This is a genomic window from Neorhizobium galegae bv. orientalis str. HAMBI 540 (genome assembly GCF_000731315.1).
In the GTDB taxonomy this organism is placed as follows: domain Bacteria; phylum Pseudomonadota; class Alphaproteobacteria; order Rhizobiales; family Rhizobiaceae; genus Neorhizobium; species Neorhizobium galegae.
Window position 1 is genome coordinate 3,008,978 of sequence record NZ_HG938353.1, and the last position, 24,388, is coordinate 3,033,365.

At 61.0% G+C, this 24,388-nt stretch carries 23 protein-coding genes and 1 other RNA gene; 14 read left to right on the top strand and 10 right to left on the bottom strand.

The annotated features are described in order from the left end of the window. Window positions 1-290: 290 nt before the first annotated feature. From ssrS to RG540_RS14915, 3 genes are all read right to left on the bottom strand, one after another. Window positions 291-449, bottom strand: a non-coding RNA gene (gene ssrS, locus RG540_RS31405) — 6S RNA. Window positions 450-513: 64 nt separating this feature from the next. Then, a complete protein-coding gene (locus tag RG540_RS14910; protein WP_038589371.1) occupies window positions 514-891 on the bottom strand; it encodes a cell division protein ZapA in 378 nt (125 codons plus the stop codon). Between the two features lie 25 nt (window positions 892-916). Next, entirely contained in the window at window positions 917-1,189 is a 273-nt protein-coding gene (locus tag RG540_RS14915; RefSeq protein ID WP_038589375.1) for a DUF4164 domain-containing protein, read from the bottom strand. Window positions 1,190-1,531: 342 nt separating this feature from the next. Here RG540_RS14915 and tkt point away from each other — a divergent pair, with 342 nt between their 5' ends. The 8 genes from tkt (at window position 1,532) to RG540_RS14955 (ending at window position 13,203) form a co-directional block, all read left to right on the top strand. Continuing rightward, window positions 1,532-3,514, top strand: a complete 1,983-nt coding sequence (tkt, locus tag RG540_RS14920; protein ID WP_038589378.1) for a transketolase — start codon at window positions 1,532-1,534, stop codon at window positions 3,512-3,514. 45 nt (window positions 3,515-3,559) lie between these two features. Then, window positions 3,560-4,570 carry a type I glyceraldehyde-3-phosphate dehydrogenase gene (gene gap, locus RG540_RS14925; RefSeq protein WP_038589381.1) on the top strand — a complete coding sequence of 337 codons (1,011 nt, stop codon included), beginning with the start codon at window positions 3,560-3,562 and terminating at the stop codon, window positions 4,568-4,570. A gap of 264 nt (window positions 4,571-4,834) precedes the next feature. After that, complete coding sequence (locus RG540_RS14930; protein WP_157884623.1) at window positions 4,835-6,385, top strand: hypothetical protein; 1,551 nt, start codon at window positions 4,835-4,837, stop codon at window positions 6,383-6,385. Between the two features lie 852 nt (window positions 6,386-7,237). Further along, the gene (locus RG540_RS14935) at window positions 7,238-9,082 is read left to right on the top strand and encodes a potassium/proton antiporter (RefSeq protein ID WP_038589387.1); all 1,845 of its coding nucleotides are present in this window, start codon (window positions 7,238-7,240) and stop codon (window positions 9,080-9,082) included. Window positions 9,083-9,253: 171 nt separating this feature from the next. Next, complete coding sequence (locus RG540_RS14940) at window positions 9,254-10,459, top strand: phosphoglycerate kinase (protein ID WP_038589390.1); 1,206 nt, start codon at window positions 9,254-9,256, stop codon at window positions 10,457-10,459. Between the two features lie 213 nt (window positions 10,460-10,672). Then, a complete protein-coding gene (locus RG540_RS14945; RefSeq protein WP_038589393.1) occupies window positions 10,673-11,569 on the top strand; it encodes a fructose bisphosphate aldolase in 897 nt (298 codons plus the stop codon). A gap of 158 nt (window positions 11,570-11,727) precedes the next feature. Further along, window positions 11,728-12,174: a hypothetical protein gene (locus tag RG540_RS14950; protein ID WP_038589396.1), complete on the top strand. Its 447-nt coding sequence runs from the start codon at window positions 11,728-11,730 to the stop codon at window positions 12,172-12,174. A gap of 111 nt (window positions 12,175-12,285) precedes the next feature. Further along, window positions 12,286-13,203, top strand: coding sequence for a PhzF family phenazine biosynthesis protein (locus RG540_RS14955; RefSeq protein ID WP_038589399.1), 918 nt, complete (start codon window positions 12,286-12,288; stop codon window positions 13,201-13,203). Between the two features lie 267 nt (window positions 13,204-13,470). Here RG540_RS14955 and RG540_RS32875 read toward each other — a convergent pair whose 3' ends face one another. Beyond that, window positions 13,471-13,638 carry a hypothetical protein gene (locus RG540_RS32875; protein ID WP_167551677.1) on the bottom strand — a complete coding sequence of 56 codons (168 nt, stop codon included), beginning with the start codon at window positions 13,636-13,638 and terminating at the stop codon, window positions 13,471-13,473. A 189-nt stretch (window positions 13,639-13,827) separates the two neighbouring features. On the opposite strand from RG540_RS32875, the gene RG540_RS14960 reads away from it, so the two are divergent. The 3 genes from RG540_RS14960 to rcdA all read left to right on the top strand — a co-directional run bounded on the left by RG540_RS14960 (window position 13,828) and on the right by rcdA (window position 16,292). Continuing rightward, window positions 13,828-15,126, top strand: a complete 1,299-nt coding sequence (locus RG540_RS14960) for an MFS transporter (RefSeq protein ID WP_051909439.1) — start codon at window positions 13,828-13,830, stop codon at window positions 15,124-15,126. Beyond that, window positions 15,123-15,314 carry a DUF1192 domain-containing protein gene (locus tag RG540_RS14965; protein WP_038589402.1) on the top strand — a complete coding sequence of 64 codons (192 nt, stop codon included), beginning with the start codon at window positions 15,123-15,125 and terminating at the stop codon, window positions 15,312-15,314. The genes RG540_RS14960 and RG540_RS14965 overlap by 4 nt, the downstream gene beginning before the upstream one ends. A 465-nt stretch (window positions 15,315-15,779) precedes the next feature. Further along, window positions 15,780-16,292, top strand: a complete 513-nt coding sequence (rcdA, locus tag RG540_RS14970) for a protease adaptor protein RcdA (RefSeq protein ID WP_038589405.1) — start codon at window positions 15,780-15,782, stop codon at window positions 16,290-16,292. A gap of 50 nt (window positions 16,293-16,342) precedes the next feature. Here rcdA and RG540_RS14975 read toward each other — a convergent pair whose 3' ends face one another. Further along, window positions 16,343-16,822 (bottom strand): P-loop NTPase family protein, encoded by a 480-nt coding sequence (locus RG540_RS14975; protein WP_051909641.1) that lies wholly within the window; start codon window positions 16,820-16,822, stop codon window positions 16,343-16,345. Window positions 16,823-16,954: 132 nt separating this feature from the next. Continuing rightward, entirely contained in the window at window positions 16,955-17,176 is a 222-nt protein-coding gene (gene rpmE / locus RG540_RS14980) for a 50S ribosomal protein L31 (protein ID WP_038589408.1), read from the bottom strand. A gap of 187 nt (window positions 17,177-17,363) precedes the next feature. Between rpmE and RG540_RS14985 the strand changes: the two genes are divergently transcribed. Then, complete coding sequence (locus tag RG540_RS14985) at window positions 17,364-19,160, top strand: ABC transporter transmembrane domain-containing protein (protein ID WP_038589411.1); 1,797 nt, start codon at window positions 17,364-17,366, stop codon at window positions 19,158-19,160. A gap of 120 nt (window positions 19,161-19,280) precedes the next feature. Next, entirely contained in the window at window positions 19,281-20,564 is a 1,284-nt protein-coding gene (locus tag RG540_RS14990) for a glucoamylase family protein (RefSeq protein ID WP_080724952.1), read from the top strand. Here the strand turns inward: RG540_RS14990 and RG540_RS14995 are convergent. From RG540_RS14995 to RG540_RS15010, 4 genes are all read right to left on the bottom strand, one after another. Further along, complete coding sequence (locus RG540_RS14995) at window positions 20,548-20,766, bottom strand: hypothetical protein (protein WP_038544976.1); 219 nt, start codon at window positions 20,764-20,766, stop codon at window positions 20,548-20,550. The genes RG540_RS14990 and RG540_RS14995 overlap by 17 nt on opposite strands. 63 nt (window positions 20,767-20,829) lie before the next feature. Further along, a complete protein-coding gene (locus tag RG540_RS15000; RefSeq protein ID WP_038589413.1) occupies window positions 20,830-21,861 on the bottom strand; it encodes a peptidoglycan -binding protein in 1,032 nt (343 codons plus the stop codon). Window positions 21,862-21,864: 3 nt separating this feature from the next. Continuing rightward, complete coding sequence (locus RG540_RS15005; RefSeq protein WP_038589415.1) at window positions 21,865-22,917, bottom strand: flagellar motor protein MotA; 1,053 nt, start codon at window positions 22,915-22,917, stop codon at window positions 21,865-21,867. Between the two features lie 136 nt (window positions 22,918-23,053). Beyond that, on the bottom strand, window positions 23,054-23,854 hold the full coding sequence (locus RG540_RS15010) for an inositol monophosphatase family protein (RefSeq protein ID WP_038589417.1): 801 nt from the start codon (window positions 23,852-23,854) through the stop codon (window positions 23,054-23,056). Between the two features lie 198 nt (window positions 23,855-24,052). On the opposite strand from RG540_RS15010, the gene RG540_RS15015 reads away from it, so the two are divergent. Further along, entirely contained in the window at window positions 24,053-24,388 is a 336-nt protein-coding gene (locus RG540_RS15015; protein ID WP_038589419.1) for an SdpI family protein, read from the top strand.

Below are 24,388 nucleotides of genomic sequence, written 5' to 3' on the forward strand. Positions count from 1 at the left end.
GTTGTCGCCGCCGGATGAACAATCGCCAGCCAAGCCGATCAGTCCGGACCCGATTTCGCCCGTCCTGCACGTTACAAGCAGATGCGAGAATAGATCATCCGGTCAATATGCGAATCGCGGATATTCAATAAGGATGACCGCGCGGGAAAGACCCCCCAACCAGCAGTCCCGCCTCTCGGCTGCAGTCCGGAATGCAGCTGAGTGTTTAAGCCAGGCGGGTCTTTGCCTTGCATGCGGCTGCGACTTCACTGTCGCCGGAAGCCAGAAACAATCAAATCAAAAAGGGAGAAGTGCGATCCGCGGCAACCGATGGATGTTTACGATCCTGGGTGCCTACAAACGTAGGTGGGCGCCGTGTGTCCAAGCCCACGGGCCTGGCCAGGGACAGCTCCCTTTGGATCGAGTATGGCCCCAGGGATTGTGGTTCCTGTCGTGAGGCGCAGATCGCATTGGCAATATATGTGTGATTGCCGGTCCGCACCAGTGGCGAAAAGCCTTTATTATCGACTTTGATCAGTTCACCGGAGCGGGTGTGCGACCGTTGAGCTTGGCGGTCAGCCCGTCGAGCCTCGAGGCGAGCTCTCCGAGCGCCAAAACCACGCGGTGCTCGTTGTGCTGCTGGTTTTCGAGCGCGCCGTCGCGGTTGGACTTGAGTGCCGCGACTTCGGTCTCGAGCAGGCCGAGCTTGCGGGTCATCTCCGAAAGCTCGTCCATGATCATGATGCCGGCCATCACGGTGATGCGCAGATCGCCGATCTCGCCGAACTGGCTTTTGAGGTGCCCTACATAGCGGTCGAATCGATCGGCAAGGTCGGTCAGGTGGCTTTCCTGTCCTTCCTCGCAGGCCATGCGATAGGCCTTGCCGTCGATCATCACCGTTACCTGGGCCATGGCATTCCCTTTTGATCCTGGCGCATCAGCGATCGAGCACGGCGCGGATGGTTTCCATCGCCGTCACGAGACGCCTCGAGACTTCCCGGTTTACTTCTTCCAGTCGATTGGCGCGGAATTGCGACTGGTCGAGCTCCTGCGCGAGCCGTGCCCGGTCCGCGTGCACCCGGCGGACCTCGCCCTCCACATCCTGGGTCTCGCGCTGGCGCTCGATGCGCGCATCGACGGCGCTCTCAAGACCGCCGATCGCCGCCCTGAGTTCCGAAATCACCATGTCGATCGTCTTTTCCGACGGCATGCGAAGCTTCCTGTCGATACACGAAATGAGCCGAATCGATACGATCGACCTCTCCAACAAGGCCGGAAGACTATTCACCGCCTGCAAGCCGGTCAATCAATCGAGGCCCTTCAAACATGTCCTAACTGTGGATCGTCAACTATGTTTCTGCCCCTCGTCACATGCTGCACAGAATTCCGGCAGCTGCGGGAAAGTTCGTCATGATGGCCTCGGCGCGACGGCGCTTTTGTTGACTTGCGCGTTGCACCTGCTAAGGATCACCCGCTCTTAGGTGGTCCCTGGGCCACTCTTCAAGTGGTCCCACGAGGACCGTGACCGACACCCGTAAAAAGCGGATTAGCCATGACCTCTCTCGACAAACATAACCGGATGGCGAACGCGATCCGATTCCTCGCCATGGATGCTGTAGAGAAGGCCAATTCCGGCCATCCCGGCCTGCCGATGGGCGCTGCCGACATCGCGACGGTTCTGTTCACCCGCTACCTGAAATTCGATCCGAAGAACTCGCTCTGGCCGGACCGCGACCGTTTCGTGCTGTCCGCCGGCCACGGTTCCATGCTGCTTTATTCGCTGCTGTTCCTCACCGGTTACGAGGACATGACGATGGAGGACATCAAGCAGTTCCGCCAGCTCGGCTCCAAGACCGCCGGCCATCCGGAATACGGCCACGCGTCGGGCATCGAGACGACCACCGGTCCGCTCGGCCAGGGCATTGCCAATGCCGTCGGCATGGCGATCGCCGAGCGCAAGCTGGAAGAGGAGTTCGGCTCCGACCTGCAGAACCATTTCACCTACGCGCTGTGCGGCGACGGCTGCCTGATGGAAGGCATCAGCCAGGAAGCCATCGCGCTTGCCGGCCACCTGAAGCTCAACAAGCTCGTGCTCTTCTGGGACAACAACTCGATCACCATCGACGGCGCCGTCTCGCTGTCGGACTCGACCGACCAGGTGATGCGCTTCAAGTCCGCCCACTGGAACACGATCGAGATCGACGGCCATGACGTCGACCAGATTTCGGCTGCTATCGAAGCCGCCCAGAAGTCCGACCGCCCGACCTTCATCGCCTGCAAAACCATCATCGGCTTCGGCGCCCCCAACAAGCAGGGCACCCACAAGGTTCACGGCTCGCCGCTCGGCGCCGAGGAAATCGCCGCAGCCCGAAAGGCGCTGAACTGGGAAGCGGAAGCCTTCACCGTTCCGGCCGACGTTCTCGATGCCTGGCGCCTTGCCGGCCTGCGCTCGACCACGGTGCGCAAGGACTGGGAAGATCGCCTCGCCGCCACCGCTGCCGAGAAGAAGGCCGAGTTCGTGCGCCGGTTCGCCGGCGACCTGCCGGGCAATTTCGACAGCGCCATCGACGCCTTCAAGAAGAAGATCGCCGAGAACAACCCGACGGTCGCCACCCGCAAGGCATCCGAGGACGCGCTCGAAGTCATCAACGGCATCGTCATCGAAACGCTCGGCGGTTCGGCCGACCTGACGCCGTCGAACAACACCAAGACCAGCCAGATGAAGTCGATCACCCCGACCGATTTCTCCGGCCGTTACATGCACTGGGGCATCCGCGAACACGCGATGGCCGCCGCCATGAACGGCATCTCGCTGCATGGCGGGCTGATCCCCTATTCCGGCGGCTTCCTGATCTTCTCGGACTATTGCCGTCCGTCGGTCCGCCTCGCAGCCCTGATGGGCATCCGCGTCGTGCACGTCTGGACGCATGACTCGATCGGCGTCGGCGAAGACGGCCCGACCCACCAGCCGGTCGAACAGGTCGCAGCACTGCGCGCCATCCCGAACCTCTTGATCTTCCGCCCGGCCGACGAGACCGAGACGGCCGAATGCTGGCAGCTGGCGCTCAAGGAAAAGCACCGCCCGTCCGGCCTGGCGCTGACCCGCCAGAACCTGGCGCCGGCCCGCAAGACCTATGAAGAGAAGAACCTCTGCGCCCAGGGCGCCTACGAACTCGTCTCCGCCGCCGACGCCAAGGTGACGATCTTCGCGTCGGGTTCGGAAGTCGAACTGGCGCTGAAGGCGCAAGCTGTCCTCGACGGCAAGGGCATCGCGACCCGCGTCGTTTCCGTTCCCTGCGTCGAACTCTTCTTCGACCAGCCGGAATCCTACCAGACCGCGGTCGTCGGCAATTCGCCGGTCAAGATTGCCGTCGAAGCCGGCGTGCGCGAAGGCTGGGATCACTTCATCGGTCCGAAGGGTGCCTTCATCGGCATGAAGTCCTTCGGTGCCTCGGGCCCTGCCAAGGATCTCTTCAAGCACTTCGGCATCACCGTGGAAGCGGTTGTTGCCGCAGCCGAAAAAGAGCTCGCCTGATCCAACTGAAATTTCCAAGACAAGCTAAAAGCGGGAGTATGTGAAATGACTGTCAAGGTTGCCATCAACGGTTTCGGCCGCATCGGCCGCAACGTGCTGCGCGCGATCGTCGAATCCGGTCGCACCGATATCGAGGTCGTCGCCATCAACGACCTCGGCCCGGTCGAGACCAACGCCCACCTGCTGCGTTACGACTCGATCCACGGCAAATTCCCGGCAAGCGTCGAAGTCAGCGGTGACACGATCATCGTCGGCGGCGGCAAGCCGATCAAGGTGACGGCGATCAAGGACCCGGCAACCCTACCGCACCGCGAACTCGGCGTCGATATCGCGCTCGAATGCACGGGCATCTTCACCGCCCGCGACAAGGCCGCGGCGCACCTGACCGCCGGCGCCAAGCGCGTCATCGTCTCGGCCCCGGCCGATGGTGCCGACCTGACCGTCGTCTTCGGCGTCAACCACGATCAGCTGACCCGGGAACACCTGGTCATCTCCAACGCATCCTGCACCACCAACTGCCTGGTTCCGGTAGTCAAGGTTCTGGACGACGCGATCGGCATCGATCATGGTTTCATGACCACGATCCACTCCTACACGGGGGACCAGCCGACCCTCGACACCATGCACAAGGACCTGTACCGCGCCCGCGCCGCAGCCCTGTCGATGATCCCGACCTCGACCGGCGCCGCCAAGGCCGTCGGCCTGGTGCTTCCGCACCTCAAGGGCAAGCTCGACGGCACCTCGATCCGCGTGCCCACCCCGAACGTCTCGGTGGTCGACTTCAAGTTCGTCGCCAAGAAGACGACCACGGTTGCCGAAGTCAACGAAGCGATCAAGGCCGCATCCAACGGCGCCCTGAAGGGCATCCTCGGTTATACCGAAGAACCGCTGGTCAGCCGCGACTTCAACCACGACAGCCACTCGTCGATCTTCGCGATCGACCAGACCAAGGTGCTCGAAGGCAATTTCGTGCGCATCCTCTCCTGGTACGACAACGAATGGGGCTTCTCGAACCGCATGGCCGACACCTCGGTCGCGCTTGCCAAGCTGATCTGAGGATCACAGACGCTGCCTTCGGGCGGCACCGGCAAGATATCGCCCCCTCCCCGCAAGGGAGGGGGTTTTTGTTTGCGGGGTGTCGGTGACGGCGATGCACTGGGTGCTTAGTCAATCTCGGCCAATACCACCATGATCTGTGAATTCATGGTTGATCGTGAAGCAATCAGTTTCATTTCTTATGGGATAACGAACCCAAAGGCTCGATAACACCTTACATTCTTGTTAGATCAGCAGTTGAATCACAAGTCGGCTTGCCGTGATATGTCCCGTCACCGCTTCAAGCTTTATTTAAACCGCTATAATCACGCTCTGTCTCTAGCCGATGACGGAGCATTCCTCCGTTTGATTTGGGCAGTAAATGCTATTCAGTCGGGTATGGAGCGGCGCGCGCGGGGTATTATCGAATATCCGAGGGAAGCGATCACCCAATCAATTCCAGACCAGTATACGATCCACAAATGGGAACTGGAAACCATCATAATGTCGTTGCTGACGATCTCCAAGGATCGTCCACGCAAGGGTCGCTTCCGCTACCTGAACTGTAACCAATACCGGACGCTGCGCCAGATCGCCCACATCCTCCGGCAAGTTGAAAATGAAGAATACGGATTAGCCGGCAGCTCCGAGGACGTTTTTGATGAAATGCACCGCATCGCCCAAAGGCAATTTGGGTGGCAGCGAGGCCTGTTCAACGTTGAAGTTTTGTATCGGTACGTATTTGTCTATGGTCAAGGAAAGTGCGCGGAATACTTCAAGGAACGCTACGGCATCTCAGTCAGTACATTCCTGAAGGTTTCTATTGCGGCCACTCTCGTGATCGGGGAACGGCCATGGCAGAATAAGCCCACGGTGGGGGATGTCGGAATTACGCCGGAGCAATTGGATAAGGCGCTCGCCATCCTGAGCATAGATCTGGACGAGGCTCGCACGAAAGCCGGGCAGATGGTCGCTCAGGTGCGGCAAAACGGCCGTTTCCGGATCGCTTACCAGCCGAACCTTCTCCGGCAACATCCTATAATCACAACCAAGAACGTGATGATCGCACCTCTTTGGCAGCTCATTATCTACCGGGCAACGGTGGGGCTGTTCCACGACATCCAGACAGGTGGACAAGCGCTCATCACCGAAGCTGGCCACAATTTCGAGGTGTATGTGCGCAGCCTCATCAAAGGCTATTTGCCCTCCTTCGAACCCGGAGGCGAAGAGAAGTATACCTACAAGAAGAATCCGATTGATACCCCAGACATCTTACTGCGAAAAGGCGGGAAAATCGTTGCCGTCTTCGAATGCAAGGCGACGAAGCTAACTTATGCGGCGCAGTTCGCGGAAAATCCATTCGATGAGGCCGCCGACAAATACAAACAATTGGTCAAAGGAATTTTTCAGATTTGGCGCTTTTTCTCTCATGCGCGGCGAGGAATTTTTAAAGGCGATCCGGTTTCACCGGAGGCAATGGGAGTGCTGCTGACCTTGGACTCTTGGATGCAGATGTCGTCAGGCCTCCGTGATCGTGCGCTTGCCGAAGCCAAAACACTTACGGAACTTGACCCGGAAATAACTGATGAGGACCGTCGTCCCATAGCATTTGCCGCGGCATCCGAGCTTGATAGCATCCTTCGTGTTTCTACCGACAATGAACTACTGCAGGCATTCACGGACGCAGCCAGCGATAACTATCGGGGATGGGCAATATTCGAAGTGCGTCGGGATGCAGGCGGGCCACTGAGCGAGTCGAAACTATTTCCCTTAGACTTTTCAGCACTTCTTCCCTGGTTTGACGATATTTCTAAAATGGCCTCCGTCGAAGAGTGAGCTGAGATCAGCGGACAACCTCATCCAGCAACACGCCTGTTGGTTCCCAATCTATAATCGATCAACTCAATCTGAAATCGCTCAACTTTGATGACCGTTTAGGGTCGAAACGGGTCATTTGTGACATTCGCTTCCTGAGACCGCAAAAGCAAAGTTCCGCCTTGGAAACCCACCGCCAGAATTTTTTTCACCCCCGCTTTTCCCCACCCCTCCAAACCATGCCTACAATCCCCTCGCTTCCGTCGCTGGAGTGTTTCGCGAGACGTTCGCGGGCAGGCGGGGGCCGGCGCTTTCATCGGAACCGTAACGTGCGGGGATGGTGGAAGAGGTGAAAGCCATGGAGCGCTCGTCGAAAGGCAAGTCTTCCTATCAAGCCTCCCCCTGGCCGCCGGGCCAGGTTCGGTTGAGCCGTGCAAGTGGCAAGGTTTCCCGAAAGGAAGTCGAAAACGAAGCCGCGCAGCGAGGCGAGATGATCACCTGTAGAGGCCGGAAGCCTCGAAAAGACGCCGAAGGCCACGCGAATGCGGAGCCACCTACTTAAAATCTATTGAGGTTCCGCATTCGTGTGGGCTCTCCGATAATCCAGCGCCCCCAAAAGTGGGTACCGGTTTGGGGCAGGACGCTGGGCAGAAAAGTGAAAAGCCGCAGGCACCAAGGCATTGGTCCGTCTTTTTTATCCCCTGCCCTTCTCTTGCCGGAATTGTTCCCGCCTAATCGATCAGTCGATTCGCCTGGCCCTCGGCCGGGATCTGCCCCATTCTTGCATGGCCGCGTTGCGGCGTGGCACAGTTCCGTTCCGGGGCTGCGGACGGGGATGGTATCGGCGAGAGGTGCGAAGGAAGGGACTTATAGGTGGAGGCTTTTTATATCGTCCTGCTGGTCGGCACGGTCCTGGTGCTGGCGGCTGCCCTTTCGAGCCTCCTCGCCTTCCGCTTCGGTGCTCCCCTCCTGCTGATCTTCCTGTCGATCGGCCTGCTCGCCGGCGTCGACGGCCTCGGCATCCGATTCGAGAACTATTCCTTCACCTTCATGCTGGGATCGCTGGCGCTGGCGATCGTGCTGTTCGATTCCGGCTTCATGACCCCAATCCACTCGTTCCGCCTTGCCGCGGCTCCGGCGATCACGCTTGCGTCGGTCGGCGTGCTGCTGACGACAGGCATCTTCGCCTTCGCCGCGACGATCCTTCTCAATTTCAACTGGCTCGAAGGCCTGCTGCTCGGCTCGATCGTCGCCTCGACGGATGCCGCCGCGGTCTTCTTCCTGCTGCGCGTCAGCGGCATCAACATCCGCGACAAGGTGCGCTCGACGCTCGAAGTCGAGTCCGGCACCAACGACCCGATGGCGATCTTCCTGACGATTGCGCTCGCCGAACTTCTGGCGACCGGCCAGGGCTTTTCCGGCCTCGACCTGCATTTCCTTTTCCTGTTCGTTGAGGAAATGGGGCTCGGCGTCATCTGCGGCCTGTTCGGCGGCATGATGATCGTCTGGGTGCTGAACCGCTTCACCTCCGACCGGGGCCTGGCACCAATCTTCGTGCTGACGCTGGCGCTGCTGGTGTTTTCCTTCACCGGCGCCATGGGCGGCAGCGGCTTTCTGGCGGTCTATGTGGCAGGCATCTATTCCGGCAATCGCAAGATGTTCGCCAAGCCGCAGATCATCCGCTTCAACGAGGGGCTGACCTGGCTTGCGCAGATCATCATGTTCCTGGTGCTCGGCCTGCTCGCGACGCCGTCGCAGTTCCCAGCCATCCTTCTGCCAGCGATCGGGCTGGCGCTCTTCCTGATCTTCGTCGCCCGGCCGATCGCCGTGTGGCTGAGCCTGCTGCCCTATGATTTCACCCAGCAGGAAACCAGCTTCCTCGCCTGGGTCGGCCTGCGCGGCGCGGTCTCGATCCTGCTTGCGATCATGCCGGTCTTGAGCGGCGTCGAGAACGGCCAGCTGTTCTTCAACACCACCTTCATCATCGTGCTGGTCTCCCTCCTCGTTCAGGGCTGGACGATCAAGCCGGTCGCCCACAAGCTCGGCCTCATCATTCCGCCGCGCATCGGCGCCGTCGACAAGATCGAGCTCGACCTGCCGGGCACCGCCCATCACGAGCTGATCTCCTACCGCGTCATGAAAGACAGCCCGATCCTGCAGGGCGAGCGCATCCCCCGCTGGGCCATGCCCTCGCTGGTCATCCGCGACGGCCGCAGCATGCGTTACCAATATGCCGGCCGGCTGAAGGAGAACGACCAGGTCTACCTGTTCATCTCGCCCGCCTACTCGAAACTGCTCGACCGCATCTTCGCAAGCCAGGTGCCGGTCGACGAGGACGATGCGGAATTTTTCGGCGCGTTTGCGATCTCGCCGACGAGGCCCGCCAAGGAGCTCGATGCCGCCTACGGCCCCGGCCTGCTCTCCGCCAACGAGCAGAACATGACCGTCGGCGACCTGATCACCTCGCGGCTCGGCGGCCGCGCGGATTATGCCGACCGCATCCGCTTCGGCTCGATCATCCTGATCGTGCGCGAACTGGACGAGCACGAACATGTCCGCAGCATCGGCATTTCGCTGGAACCCGTGGAGCCGGCGACCAATCTGCCGATCTTCATCAACATGCGCGAGATCGCCCACCGCGTCCGTGATCTGATCCGCAAATACCGAGGCAAGCACCTCGCGAAACCGGGCGCCGTGCCGCCCGAGGGCCCGGCATAAAGGGGGCGAAAGCCCAAATAAAATCCTCCACCCGCTGCATTATCGCAGTAGAATCGGCATGCAGCACCTCCGCGGCAGACGGAATATGGACGGTTGCAACCAATCGTCTTGCGTCGCCGGTCAGGCATAGTAAGGTCCGCTACGAACTTTCCGAGTAAATGGATTAGCATCATGCCGGCCTTCAAAACCCTTGACGACCTCACCGATATCGCAGCCAAGCGCGTGCTCGTGCGCGTCGATCTCAATGTTCCCGTTGCTGCCGACGGCAAGGTCACCGACGCGACCCGCATCGAGCGCGTCGCACCGACCATTCTGGAATTGTCGAAGAAGGGCGCCAAGGTCATCCTGCTTGCCCATTTCGGCCGTCCGAAGGGTGAACCGGTCGCCGACATGTCGCTGTCTCTGATCGTCTCCGCCGTCAACCAGGTCCTCGGCCACAAGATCCTCTTCGCCTCCGATTGCATCGGCCCGGAAGCCGAACAGGCGATCGCCGGCATGAAGAACGGCGATATCCTGCTGCTTGAAAACACCCGTTTCCACAAGGGCGAGGAAAAGAACGACCCGGGCTTCACCGAGGCGCTCGCCAGGAACGGCGATATCTTCGTCAACGACGCCTTCTCAGCCGCTCACCGCGCCCATGCCTCGACCGAGGGCCTCGCCCATCACCTGCCCGCCTATGCCGGCCGCACCATGCAGGAAGAACTCGAAGCGCTCGAAAAAGGCCTCGGCAATCCCGCCCGCCCAGTCGTCGCGATCGTCGGCGGCGCCAAGGTTTCGACCAAGATCGACCTGCTGCAGAACCTCGTCAAACGGGTCGACGCGCTGGTGATCGGCGGCGGCATGGCCAACACCTTCATCGCGGCACAGGGCATCGATGTCGGCAAATCGCTCTGCGAGCACGACCTTGCCGACACGGCCCGCAAGATCATGGCAGAAGCCGAAGCGTCCAATTGCGCCATCGTGCTGCCGGTCGACGGCGTCGTCGCCCGCGAGTTCAAGGCTGGTGCCGCCAACGAAGTGGTCGATATCGACAAGATCCCGGCTGACGCCATGATGCTCGACGTCGGACCGAAGTCGGTGGCAGCCGTCAACGAATGGATCTCCAAGGCCTCGACGCTGGTCTGGAACGGCCCGCTCGGCGCCTTCGAGATCGCGCCGTTCGACAAGGCGACGGTCGCTGCCGCCAAACACGCGGCAGCCCAGACGAAAGCCGGCAAGCTTACGTCGGTCGCCGGCGGCGGCGATACGGTCGCGGCCCTCAACCATGCAGGTGCGGCCGACGACTTCTCCTACGTCTCGACCGCCGGCGGCGCATTCCTGGAATGGATGGAAGGCAAGGATCTACCCGGCGTCTCGGTGCTGATCAAGACCGCCTGATCTGTCATTTTCCGAAACGGAGCGCGTTCCATATAGGGCGGCGCGCTCCCGAGTTAACTGGTTTAAAAAATTTTAGATGTTTTAAACGATTGAAAGCATTTCAATCGTTTCAATAACTTAAGGGTGCATTTCCCTTTAAAAAAAGTTCTGTTATCCGACAGTTTAGGGAGATATGCGCGCGTTTCGCGCCAACTTTAGGGACAGGAGTTTAGTATGGTGGACGCCAAGATGTTGAACAAGATGAGCTCTGCGCCCGGATTTATTGCGGCGCTGGATCAGAGCGGTGGTTCAACACCCGGAGCGTTGCGTCTGTATGGTGTGTCCGAGTCCGACTATCAGGGTGACGAGGAGATGTTCCGCCTGGTGCATGCCATGCGCGTCCGCATCATGAGCGCGCCCGCCTTTACAGGCGACAAGGTTCTCGGTGCTATCCTGTTCGAGCGAACCATGGACGGCGACGTCGATGGTGAGCCTGTTCCCTCCTATCTCTGGGAAAAGCGCGGCGTCGTCCCCTTTCTCAAAGTCGACAAGGGCCTGAATGCCGAGGAAAACGGCGTTCAGACGATGAAGTCGATGCCCGATCTGGATACTCTCCTGATCCGCGGTCGTGAAAAGGGGATTTTCGGGACCAAGATGCGGTCTGTGATCGGCCATGCCGACAAGGCCGGCATCGCTGCCGTCGTGGAGCAGCAGTTCCAGGTTGCCCGTCAGATCATCGGCCAGGGCCTCATGCCGATCATCGAGCCTGAAGTTTCGATCAAGAGCCCGACAAAGGAACAGGCTGAGGCGATCTTGCGCGACGAGATCGCACAGCAGCTCGACAAGCTCCCCGCAGGCGAAACCGTCATGCTCAAATTGACGATCCCGACGGTCGCCGATTTCTACGCTCCCTTGGTCGCCCACAAATCGGTCATCCGCGTCGTCGCCCTTTCCGGCGGCTACAGCACCGTGGACGCCTGCGAAAAGCTCAGCCATAACCATGGCATGATCGCGAGTTTCTCACGCGCGCTGGCGGAAAACCTGCGCGTCACGATGAGCGACGCGGACTTCAATGCGAGCCTGGCCGCAACCATCGACCAGATCTACGCCGCAAGCGTCAACAAGTCCTGATACGGAAGATCTCGAAAAGGCTGCTTGAGGAGCGCCTTTTCAAGGAGGAGGAAGAAGGCCGCTCCGGCAACGGAGCGGCCTTTCTGTTGTGTCGCCACCTCAAAATCCAATTGAACCGAACGGGCGAAGCGGCGTTCATTGCTTGAATGGAGGTTGCCATGATGGAAATGGAAACCAGGGTCCGCAGGCTTTTCGACGAGTACGGCCGGACCAGCAATGATGCCCTCAAGGATGCGGCGTCGGTGAATATCGCGGGCATCGCAGCGTTCTTCGCCGCCTATTTCGTCGGTTCGACACCGCAGGCTGTGTTCGGCGGAGCCAATGATGCTGCGTTCCGCGACGTGATCCCACAGGGCTTTGCCCGATATCGCGAGGTCGGCGGCAAACGGATGGACATAACCGGCGTGAAGATCACCTGCCTCAACGATCTTCATGCGCTTGCCGAAATCGGCTGGGATTTTTCCTACGTCAACAAGGCGGGCGAAGCCGGCAATGTGCGGTTCACCAATTTTTATTTGGTGACTGTCGCCGATGGCGCCCCCAGAATTTTCGCCTATATCACCGGCGACGAGGAGAAGGCGATGCGGGACCACGGCCTTGCCTGAGCCGATGATAGGGGCAGGTTTCATTTCCGTGATGATGCCGATCAAAAACATTGGCTGGTAACCGCGGCCGTTGAGGCTTTAAATCCGCCATCGCTCCCGGAGAATTTCGCCATGCCGACCGCCGATTTCGTCACCGTCGATGTTTTCACGAGCGAACGTTTCGCCGGAAACCCGCTCGCCGTGGTGCCGGATGCGCGCGGGCTCACCGACCGGCAGATGCAGAACATCGCCATCGAATTCGGTTATGCCGAAAGCACCTTCGTCCTGCCGCCCGAAAAACCTGAAAACAGCGCGCGGGTACGCATCTTCACCCCGACGATGGAAATCCCCTTTGCCGGCCACCCCAATGTCGGCACCGCCTATGTGCTTGGCCAGAGGGCCGACCTGTTCGGCAAGCCGATCGGCGATACACTCCGTTTCGAGGAGATCGCCGGCCTGGTGGAAGTCCGGCTGCAGCGTGAAACGACTGGCGTGGTCGGCGCCACGATCCGCGCACCGCGGCCGCTGGAAATCGGCTCGGAGATCGAGCCTGGCCTGATCGCCGGCTGCGTTTCGATCGATGCGAAACATGTGCGCATCGCCGCCCACAAGCCGGTCTTCGCCTCCGTTGGCCTTGCCTTTGCAATCGCCGAACTTGACGGTCTTGAGGCCCTTGCCGCCGCCCGGCCGAACATCACGGTCTTCCACGAGGCAGCCGCAAGACACGAGGGTCCCGAAGGCGACTTCCCCATCTTCCTTTATGTCCGCAACCCGGAAAAGCCCTGGAACTTCCGCGCCCGCATGTTCGCGCCGCTCGACAACATCATGGAGGATCCGGCGACCGGCAGTGCCTCCGCCGCCCTCTCCGCCTTCCTGATGACGCGTGCGCCGGAGGCGGATACCAGGGTGCATCTGACGATCGAGCAGGGTGTCGAGATGGGCCGCCGCAGCATCATCGAGCTCGATGTGGCGAAGGCGGCCGGAACCGTCACCGACGTCACGATCACCGGCCGCTGCGTGTCCGTCATGCGCGGCTCGATCGATGTCTAGAGCCTTTCAGGGTTAAATTGAATCGTTCTGTTGGCTCAAACGGAGTCGGATGACCGACCGGCCGGCGCGCGTCGTAGCCATGCTCTACGGCCAAGCCGGCCGGTCGATCAGGCGGCCCGTTTCAGCCAACCCGAAGGGCCGGGCATCTTTCCGCCAGGATCAGAGGCGATCGGCTCGGACGTACATCGGGGTATGCCCTTCGCCAATCGCCTCTGCCCTGACGAAAACCTGCTCCGGCAGAACGCTTCAATTTAACCCTGAAAGGCTCTAGAGAGTCGTGAATTCGCGCAGGATGAGCGCAATGCTCCAGACCGCGAAGGCGACGACGGCGAGCCTCCAGAAATCGCTCCGGCGCCTTAAGCCTGGAAGATTGAGCGGCTTGATGATCTGCACCAGCATGGCGAGGATCAGAAGAACCGCGATTGGCTTTGTCATTTAGGCTTTGCCGATCTCATCCGCCATAGGCTGGACATTTTTGCGCTCCACCACAGATAGATGCGGAGGGATTCGGGGAATAGATAGTCCGCTTCGCTTTCGTTAACGCCCGGTTCATTCGCATGCAACAATGCTTGCCTGCGGTTCCGTGATTGATCGCATTCGCGCAAAGAGCTGACAGTAGCAAAGATGAGACGAAACCTCCTTCCAATCCTCGCCCTCCTTTGCGGTACGCTTCTCCTTTTCCTCGGCAATGGCCTGCAGAGCCTGCTTCTGCCGGTGCGGGGCGCGCAGGAAGGTTATTCGAACGAAGTGCTCGGCCTGCTCGGCACCACATGGGCCTCCGGCTTCGTGATCGGCTGCTTCGTGGCGCCGAACGTGGTGCGCCGCATCGGCCATGTCCGCGCCTTTTCCGGCTTCCTGTCGCTGATCTGCCTGAACGTGCTGCTGACCGGGCTGATGGTCGACCAGAACACCTGGCTGGTCCTGCGCGCCATCACCGGTTTCTGCACCGCCGGTACCTCGATGATCATCGAAAGCTGGCTGAACGAGCGCGCCACCAGCGAAAGCCGCGGAACCATCTTTTCGTTCTATATCTCGATCACCCTTTTCGGCGTCGTCGGCGGTCAGTTGATGGTGCCGTTCGCGGATATTTCGACACCGACGCTGTTCATGATCTGCGGCATTTTCTACAGTCTCGCTGCGCTGCCCACCACTCTGTCCAAGGCCGCCTCGCCGCAACCGTTGAAACGCGCACGCCTGGATCTGCGCGGCCTCTTCCGCAACTCCCCGATCTCCTGCATCGGCATTCTCCTGATCGGCACCGCCAACGGCGCCTACGGCACGCTCGGCGCCGTCTTCGGCACCCGCGCCGGCCTCGACCAGGGCGCGGTGGCGGCGATGGTAAGCATCACCCTCTTCGCCGGCGCGATCATGCAGTTTCCGGCAGGCCGGCTGTCCGACAGGATGGACCGCCGCCATGTCCTTGCCGGCCTGTCAGCCGCAGCGGCCCTGGCGGGCCTGGCGATCCTGGTCATCCACCCGACCGGCACCTACCAGATCGTCGTGCTGGTGGCGATCTACGGCGCTGCCGCCAACGCGCTCTATCCGATCGCGGTCGCGCATGCCAACGACTTTGCCGCTCCCGAGGACTTCGTAAAAGTCTCGGGCGGCCTGCTTCTGCTTTATGGTATCGGAACCATCATCGGCCCGACGCTCGGTGGCCCGGTAATGACCTGGGCCGGCCCGCATGCACTGTTTGCGGTGACGACCGGGGCGCATCTTCTGGTCGCCGCCTATGCTATCATTCGCAGCCGGCAGCGGGCGCCGGTTCCCATCGCCGAGCGCGACGCCTACACGACCGCCCCTGCCTCGACCTCGCCGCTTGCCACGCCCGAGAGCCTGTCGCTCGACCCGCGTGCCAAGACCGGCGGTTCGACGCCGGAGAGTGTCCGGCCAGACACAAATGCCGGAAAGGAGGCATCATGAGCATTATCGACGATGAACGGCCGAAGAAACCGACAACCCACGAACTCGGCTGCGACCTCTCCATGTTGTCCGTGGACGAGCTCGAGTCGCGAATCGGCCTCCTGAGGCAGGAGATCGCCCGGATCGAGGCCGAGAAGGAGAAAAAGGCCGCAGGCCGGCGCGCGGCCGACAGTCTGTTCCGTTCCTGAACGCCGCCGCCTGCCGATTATTTTAAGTATTTCCTCTTAATATTAAGACTATATTAATCATCATCGAAGAATATAAAGGCGTTCAGGCTTCCTGGACTCAGACAGTTTCACCATTCGGCGAATGGTCTGATTTCTCCCTGTTTTACCTTGAGAGCCGCCTTTCCGCGGCTCTTTTTTTTATGGCCGCGCCGGCCCGGCCCCGGCTCCTTGCCCTCGATACCGCGGAGGCAAGGGTTTCAACCGGCTTTCCCACAGAAACAAACTGTTGTATTGGGCGCCAAAATGCGTCTCATTTCAGGAACATGGCCGCTGTTTACCACTTCTTGTGGGTATTAACCTTTCCTTAAGAAACGCCTTGCGGATTTCCATTATAAGTATCATGTTCAAGCCAGTCAGAACGGCACGGGAACTTTTATCCGCCGTTGTCATTGCCTGAATGTGATTGCGTTAAGCAGGATGATCTCGATGTCCGAACAGGGATTGAATACCGTAAGTTTTGCAGGCCGTGCCGCTGCGTCTTCGCAGTTCAAGGCCCTGTACTCGGAAGGCATGTCGCTGGTCGAAGAGACCGCGAGCTACCTCGACGGTACGGGCCGCGCCGCTTCGAAGGTTCTGCCGCGCATGGCATCGGTCCTTTACGCGGCCGAATCCATGCGACTGACCACCCGCCTCATGCAGATGGCCTCCTGGCTGTTGCTACAGCGCGCCGTCAACAATGGCGAGATGAGCCGCGAACAGGTCATGTCGGAAAAGAGCAAGGTCCGCCTCGACGGCTTCAACGTCGATCGCAATGCTCCGGGCTGGCTCGATCTGCCGGAAGGTTTCCGTGACCTCGTAGAGCGTTCGCTGCGCCTCCAGAACCGCGTCGCCATTCTCGATCGCGAAATCTACCGCCCGGCCGACCCCACCGTTCTGCCGGACAACGAGAACAGCGTCCGCGCCCAGCTCAACCTGCTGCGCACTGCCTTCGGCAACTGATCTGAAGCTCCGACCAAATCACAGCCGGTGCACATGGTGCGCCGGCTTTTTCACGATCGCAGAAAGTTCTTCGCATAGGCATCGATCTCGTCCCGGCTCGTCAGCCGCGCCTTCTGGCCTGAGAAGCTTTCATAAAGCTTCAGGTGAGCATCGAACGAATTCCAGTTGTTCTTTCGGATTCTGTATTCCGATACCCATTTGACCAGCCCGTCGAATGACTCCTGGCTCTCGCCGCCCTGGATGCCGCGGCGCATGATATTCGCCACGCACTCGTCTTCGCTCAGATCAAGCCAGATCAACGCCGTTGTCCTCGGCAGGGCGATATCGACGTAGCGGCCATAGACGCCTTCGATAAGCCAGGCCTCACCCGCCGCTAGCGTCCGAACATCCTCGTGCACGACCGCCCGGTCGCGTGCAATCCCGTAGCGACCCGGCTCCCAATGCACGTCGTCGAGGTGAACGAGCCGCAGGCCAAGCGGCTCTGCCAGTCTTAGTGCTAGCCAAGTCTTGCCAGACCCGCCGTTCCCCATGATCACGATCCGCCGCGATGCTGCCGGAATATCGGATTGCTCTTTCAACGGCTCCTCCCCGTCAAACACCGCAAAACGAAAAAAGCCCGGCTTCCGCCAGGCTCTTCGTAACTTCTTCCGTCAAGAAGCGTATTAGAGGCCGAGGCCGCCGAAACGCTTGTTGAACTTGGAAACGCGACCGCCGCGGTCCAGCATCTGCTGGTTGCCGCCCGTCCAGGCCGGATGGGAGTTGGGGTCGATTTCCAGGTTCATGGTAGCGCCTTCCGAACCCCAGGTAGAGCGGGTTTCGTACTCGGTGCCGTCGGTCATGACCACTTTGATCACGTGATACTGCGGATGGATGCCAGCCTTCATGTCGATATTCCTGCTCTGCGAGGTCCATTTGTCGCAATTGCGAGCGAGAGGCCTCTTTAATAAATGAAGCCGCAGACCGGTCTGGTCACGGCTTCCCAATTGGATGCGGAGCCTATACAGGAAGGTCACCGGAAGTACAAGTACCCGTAAGGCCGAGAAATGAGCCTTTCGAGCCTATGGAGATGACGTGGCAGACGCCCGAGAAAACCAGCCGAGAGGCAAAGCCCTAAGACCGCTTGCAAGGCTCATTCCCTATCTTGCCCGTTATCGTTCGATGGTCGCCGCGGCAATCGTTTTCCTGGCGCTCGCCGCAGCAACCACGCTCGCTCTGCCACTTGCAGTGCGCCGCATGGTCGACCACGGTTTTGCCTCTTCCGACGGCCATTTCATCAACAACTATTTCGGCATGCTGCTGGCCTTGGCGGCTCTCCTCGCCGTCGCCAGCGCGATGCGCTACTATTACGTCATCACGATAGGCGAACGGGTCGTCGCCGACCTGCGCCGCGAGGTTTTCTCGCATGTAACGTCGCTGTCGCCGTCCTTCTTCGACGTCAACCAGTCCGGCGAGATCGTCTCGCGGCTGACCGCCGATACGACCCAGATCAAGTCCGCCTTCGGCTCGTCCGCCTCCCAGGCGCTGCGTAACACCATCCTCTGTCTCGGCGCGATGGGAATGATGATCTATACGAGCCCGCGCCTCTCCGCGCTGGTGCTCGGCGCCATCCCGCTGATCGTCTTTCCGCTGGTCGGTTTCGGACGCTCGGTCAGAAAGCGTTCGCGCGCCGCCCAGGATACGCTTGCCCAGACCTCGGCCTTCGCCTCCGAAGTGATCGGCGCCACCCGCACTGTCCAGGCCTTCGGCGGCGAGGCGACCGCCAACGGCCGGTACGGCAGCACTGTGGAAAGCGCCTATGACGCCGCCCGCGCCGCCATCAAGGCCCGCGCGCTTTTGACCGGCTTCGGCATCCTGCTTGTTTTCGGCAGCATCGTCGGCGTGCTCTGGTACGGCGCCCAGAGCGTGCTGGCCGGCACCATGACCGCCGGCACGCTTGGCCAGTTCGTGCTCTATTCGGTGATCGCCGCGAGTTCGCTCGGCCAGCTTTCCGAAGTCTGGGGCGAGCTTTCCGCAGCCGGCGGCGCCGCCGAGCGCCTGACCGAACTGCTACAGGAAGTCCCGGCCATTCGCGACACAGAGAACCCCATCGCACTTCCCTCCCCGCCGCGCGGCGAAGTGGAGTTCGAAGCGGTCTCCTTCGCCTATCCCGCCCGCGTCAGCGCCATCACGCTGAATTCCCTGTCCTTCAAGGTGAAGTCCGGCGAGACGGTCGCGATCGTCGGGCCGTCCGGTGCCGGCAAGAGCACGATCTTCTCGCTGCTGCTGCGCTTTTATGATCCCTCCGCCGGGTCGGTGTGGCTCGACGGCATCGACCTGCGCCAGGCAAGGCTCGCCGAACTGCGTTCCCGCCTCGCCATCGTGCCCCAGGACGTGACCATCTTCGCCGCCTCCATCCATGACAACATCGCCTTCAGCGCTCCGGATGCCAGCCGCGAGGCGGTCCGCGCCGCGGCAAAAGCCGCCCAGGCAGATGAGTTCATCTCGCGGCTCGACAACGGCTACGACACCATGGCCGGCGAGCGCGGCATTACCCTGTCCGGCGGCCAGCGCCAGCGCATCGCCATCGCCCGTGCCATCCTCAAGGACGCTCCGGTCCTGCTGCTCGATGAGGCGACATCGGCACTCGATGCGGAAAGTGAAACCCTGGTCCAGAAGGCGCTCGACGGGCTGATGAAGAACCGCACCACGCTGGTCATCGCTCATCGGCTAGCGACAGTTCTCAAAGCCGACCGCATCCTCGTCCTGGAAGACGGGCGGATCGTCGAGGAAGGCACCCATCAGAGCCTGATCACCGAGGGCGGCCTCTATGCCAAGCTCGCACGGCTGCAGTTCCACGATATCGAACGGCAGAGCGCCACGGCGCTCTGATCATTCACGCCAACGTGTTTCGCTCGGGTCTAAGCTGGAAGTGAACCGGGCGCGCCGAGTGCCTACCTACTGCAGAACCGCTAGTATCGCAGATACCATTGCCGCCAGAAGCTTGAGATCATGAATTTCAGTCAATTGCCGCCCAGCCCATCCCTCCACGATTGCCTCGACAAGATACAGTCCCAAACCTTTCGCTTCTTCTGGGATGGGGCTCATCCCGAATCGGGGCTGCCGTTCGACAAGTGCTTCGTTTCGGGGGCGCCTTCTCCCGGTATCGTATCGGTCAGCGGCGTCGGCTTTGGGGTTCTCGCCATCATCGTCGCTTCGGAACGCGGGTGGGTCACGCGTTCGCAGGCGCTGGCACGCATATCGACCATCATCGATCATCTGAGGCATTCCCCAACTTTCCGCGGGGCATTCGCGCATTTCATCGACGGCTCGACGAACGACGTCATCCGCTTCTCCGGACGCGACGACGGCGGCGACCTCGTCGAAACGACGTTGCTGATGCAGGGCCTGATCTGCGCGCGGGAATATTTCGCCGGTGGGACCGCTCGGGAAGAGAAAATGCGGGCGGATATCACGCGATTGTTCGACGAGGTGGAATGGAACTGGTTCACCCGCGGCAAGGATGAAGCCCTCTACTGGCACTGGAGCCCGAACTACGAATGGGCCATGAACCTGCCGATCCGCGGCTGGAACGAAGCCTTGTCCTGTTATGTCCTGGCGGCCGGCTCCAATACCCATCCGATCAAGCCGGAGAGTTACCATGCCGGCTGGGCACGGTCTGGCGCCATGCGTAACGGTGAGACCTATCTCGGAACCCAGCTTCCGCTGGGCGAGCCCTATGGCGGTCCGCTCTTCATTTCGCATTATTCGTTCTGCGCGCTGGATCCGAGAGGCCTGAGCGACCGCTATTGCAGCGACTACCAGAGCCAGGCCGTGGCCCATACGCGCATCAACCACGACTATTGCTTGTCCGTGCCCGATTACGCAAATGCCGGGGTCTGGGGCCTCAGCGCATCCGACGGACCGCAAGGGTATGGCGCCCATTCGCCGACCTACGATCGCGGCGTCATCGCCCCGACCGCCGCCCTGTCCAGTTTCCCCTTCCTGCCCGCCGAGGCGGAAAGCGCCATGCGCGCAATGCTTCATTATGGCGACGGCAAGCTGCTCGGTGCATTCGGCTTCGTCGATGCCTTCGCCCCGAAGGCAGACTGGGTGGCCGGCACATACCTTGCCATCGACCAAGGCCCGATCATCGCGATGATCGAAAATTATCGATCCGGCCTGCTGTGGCGCCTGTTCATGAACGCGCCCGAGGTGCGTCGCGGCCTGAAGCGGCTGGGCTTCACGTCGACCACCCATTCCATCGCAGCGGAAATACCTAGTCCAGGCGCCTGAACGTCCACTTCACCACATAATCGCCGTTGCGCTTCACCTTGGTCTTGGTCCGCACCTCGACCGGCCCGCCGAGAGCCGCCTCGGCCTCTTCGAACGCCTGGCGCGCCTCGGCGATCGCCTTGTGATAGACGCTGTTGTCGCGTTTCGGGCTTTCGGCGACTTCCTTCAGAAGCACGCTCATATCCGGCTTGTCTTCGGCCATCCCTTGGGTTCTTCCCCGCCGCCTGGATTTAGCGGCCTTCAATGAATACGAAAATGGCCAGGCTTACCGCTCGGTGAGCTTCAGCTCGATGCGGCGGTTCTGGGAGCGGGCGTCGGGCGTATCGCCTTGCGCGAGCGGCTGGAACTCGCCGAAACCGGCAGCGACGAGTCGGTTGGCCGGCACGCCCTTGGAGATCAGGTATTTGACCACCGACGTGGCACGGGCCGAGGAAAGCTCCCAGTTGTCGCGATAACGGCCGGTGCCGGTAAGCGGCGAATTGTCGGTGTGACCGTCGACGCGCAGCACCCAGTTGATCTCCGCCGGTATTTCCTTGGCAAGATCGAGCAGCGCCGCCGCAAGCTTGTCCATCTCGATCCGGCCGGCCGGATCGAGTTCGTTGCCGCCGACCGGGAAGAGCACTTCCGACTGGAACACGAAACGGTCGCCGACGATGCGGATGTTCTCGCGGTCCGACAGGATCTCCCGTAGCCGGCCGAAGAAATCCGAGCGGTAGCGGTTCAGTTCCTGGACGCGCTGCGCCAGCGCGACGTTAAGGCGCCGGCCGAGATCGGAGATCTGCGCCTGCGACGACGAGTCCCTGGCCTCGGAGGCCTGCAATGCCTGTTCGACGGCCGCGATCTGGGCCCGCAGCGCCGCGATCTGCTGGTTGAGCAGCTCGACCTGGCTTGCGGCGCGGGCACTCAACTGTTGTTCTTGGTTGAGCTGGTTGGTGAGGTCGCCGATGCGGGCATTGGCGGCGCTGCTATTGCCGGTGCCCTGGCTCAGAAGCTGCTGCAGACGCGAGCGGTCGGCCTCGGCCGTGGCGAGCGATGACTGCAGGTTGGCGAGTTGGTCCTCGACATCCTGGTTATTGCCTTTTTCGAGCGCCAGCAGCTCCGTCAGTTCGGCGATCTGGCTGTTCAGCCGGTTGAGCACCTCGTCGCGGCCGGTAATTTCGCGGCTGAGCAGGAACTGCGCAAGCACGAACACGGTGAGCAGGAACATGATGGCGAGCAGCAGCGTGGACAACGCATCCACGAAACCCGGCCAATAGTCGACGCCCCGCTCCCGGCGGCGGCTCTTGCCAAGCGCCATCGCTTACTTCCCCCCGATCTTGTCGGAAAGCCGATCGAGCGTGCGGCGCAAGGCCTTTGATTCCTCCTGCTGCGCCTCGATCCAGTCGCGCAGCATCTGCTGTTCGTTGCGCATGTTCTTGACGAGGCCCTGGATGCCTTCGGCAAGATTGGCCATGGCCGACAGCGACCGCTCGTTCTGCTGGGCATCGACCGAGCCCTTGGTCTGGGCGGAGGCGAGCGCGCGCAGCTGTTCCGTCAGCGCCCTCAAATCCTCCGAAGAACCACTCGCCAGGGTTTCGGCGATGACAGGCGGCATGTCCGACCCGAGGTCGGTCACCGAAGACAGCCAGTTTTCGAGTTCCGTGTAGAAGCGATTCTGGGCGCGGCCGGCCTGCAGGTCGAGGAAGCCCAGGATCAGTGATCCGGAAAGGCCGAGCAGTGAGGACGAAAACGCCGTGCCCATGCCGGCCAACGGCAGGGCAAGGCCGCTCTTTATGGCGGCGAGCACGTCGTTGGAACTGCCGGAATTCGGGTCGAGCGCCCCGATCACGTTGCTGATCGAGCCGATGGTCTGGATGAGGCCCCAGAACGTGCCGAGAAGGCCGAGAAAGACGAGCAGGCCGATGAGATAGCGCGACGTGTCGCGTGATTCGTCGAGACGCGTGCCAATGGTGTCGAGGATCGAGCGGAAGGCATTGGTCGAAAGCGCCATTCTGCGGCGGCTGCCGATCAGGGTGCGCATCGGCGCCAGAAGGCGCGGTTCACGGCCGACCTTGTCGGCGTTACCGGCTGCACGGAAGGAATTAAACCAGCGCACCTCCGGCATCAGGGCAATCACTTGGTTGAAAACCAGAATCACGCCGATCAGGAGAACGCCCAGAATGAGGCCGTTCAGTCCCGGATTGGTCTGGAAGGCATGCGCAGCCTGGCGGTAGAGGATCGACGCGACGAAACCGACGATGATCAGGAAGATCAGCATCGTCCATAAGAACGATGCTGGATTGGACAGTTTATAGGCATAACCGCCGCGGTTCGTTTCAGACGCGTCCAAATCGTCCACTGTCGCATTCGCCATAATAAGCCTTCGCCTCCGGTAGTCTGCCGGCCCGGAGGCTAGTTGAAAAATGCGACGAATTGAAGTGCAGAAGCTTAGGAAAACAGTCAGCTATTCAGTACTGCAGTGCTAAGCTGGGCGGTGGCGCAAAAATGCCTCAGCGGGTCGGAATGGGCCGGTTGACCACGTCGATCAGTGCCTTCTGGATAAGCTCGTTACCGGCCACGACATTGCCACTGCCGAAGATATCGGTCGCGCCCTTCATGTCGGAGACAAACCCGCCGGCCTCGCGGATGAGGATCAGGCCGGCCGCCATGTCCCAGGGCGAAAGCTCGGTTTCCCAGAAGCCGTCGAGACGACCGGCAGCCACGTAGGCAAGGTCGAGGGCGGCCGCGCCGAAGCGGCGCATGCCGGCGACTTCGCCCATGACGTGGCGCAGTTCGACGAGGAACTTGCCGTGATTGCCGCGGCCGAGATGCGGCATACCGCAACCGATCACGCAGTCCGACAGCACCCGACGGGCAGCGACCCGGATACGACGATCGTTCATGAAGGCGCCGCCGCCCTTTTCGGCGGTGAACAACTCGTCGGTCGCCGGGTTGAACACGACTCCGGCAACCACTTCGCCATTACGCTCGAGCGCAACGGAGACTGCGAACTGCGGGATGCCGTGCAGGAAGTTGGTGGTACCGTCGAGCGGATCGACGATCCAGCGATGCGCGCCGTCGGTGCCCTTCAGCTCCTCGCTTTCCTCGCCGAGGAACCCGTAGGTCGGACGCGCCTTCAGCAGCTCGTCGCGAACGATCTTTTCCGCCTTCAGATCCGCCTGGGACACGAAATCGCTGGGGCCCTTTACCGAAACCTGCAGGTTCTGCACCTCGCCGAAATCTCTGGAGAGCGATTTGCCTGCCTTGAGGGCAGCCTGAACCATGACGTTGAGAAGGGCGGAGCGGGCCATGCGGGAAATCCTTGGGGGTTGTCCCGACTTATCGTCTGGACGGGACGGCGTTTTATGAGCGATTTTTTGATTGGCGGCTTCAAGACCATAAAACAGCGCGAAATTCAAGTCGTCTGCGGGAATGCGGGCATTGCCGCCGCTGACCACGTCTGCAAAACTGGGTCCATCTTGTCCCGGCTGCATCACGGAGGAAGCAGGATGAAGGCTACGCTACCGCTGACCTTGAGCCTCGCGCTGCTTGCCACCATGGCCGCGGCATCGCTGGCAGCCTGGTTCATGATAACGCCAGGTGCAGACCTTGCCGTGCATTTCCGCCTCGACGGCACGCCCGACCGTTATGCGCCCGCGCCTTTCGCACTGTCGATCATCCCCGTAGTCGCGCTCGTCTCGACCGCGATCTTTGCACTCACGCGACGCTTCAACCACAGAACCGCCGACAAGCCGGTCCTCTACATGGCCGTTTGGATCTTCGCGATTGCTGCGCTGGCGGGAGGTCATGCGATGATCGTCGGCCACGCATTGTCGGCGAACTAG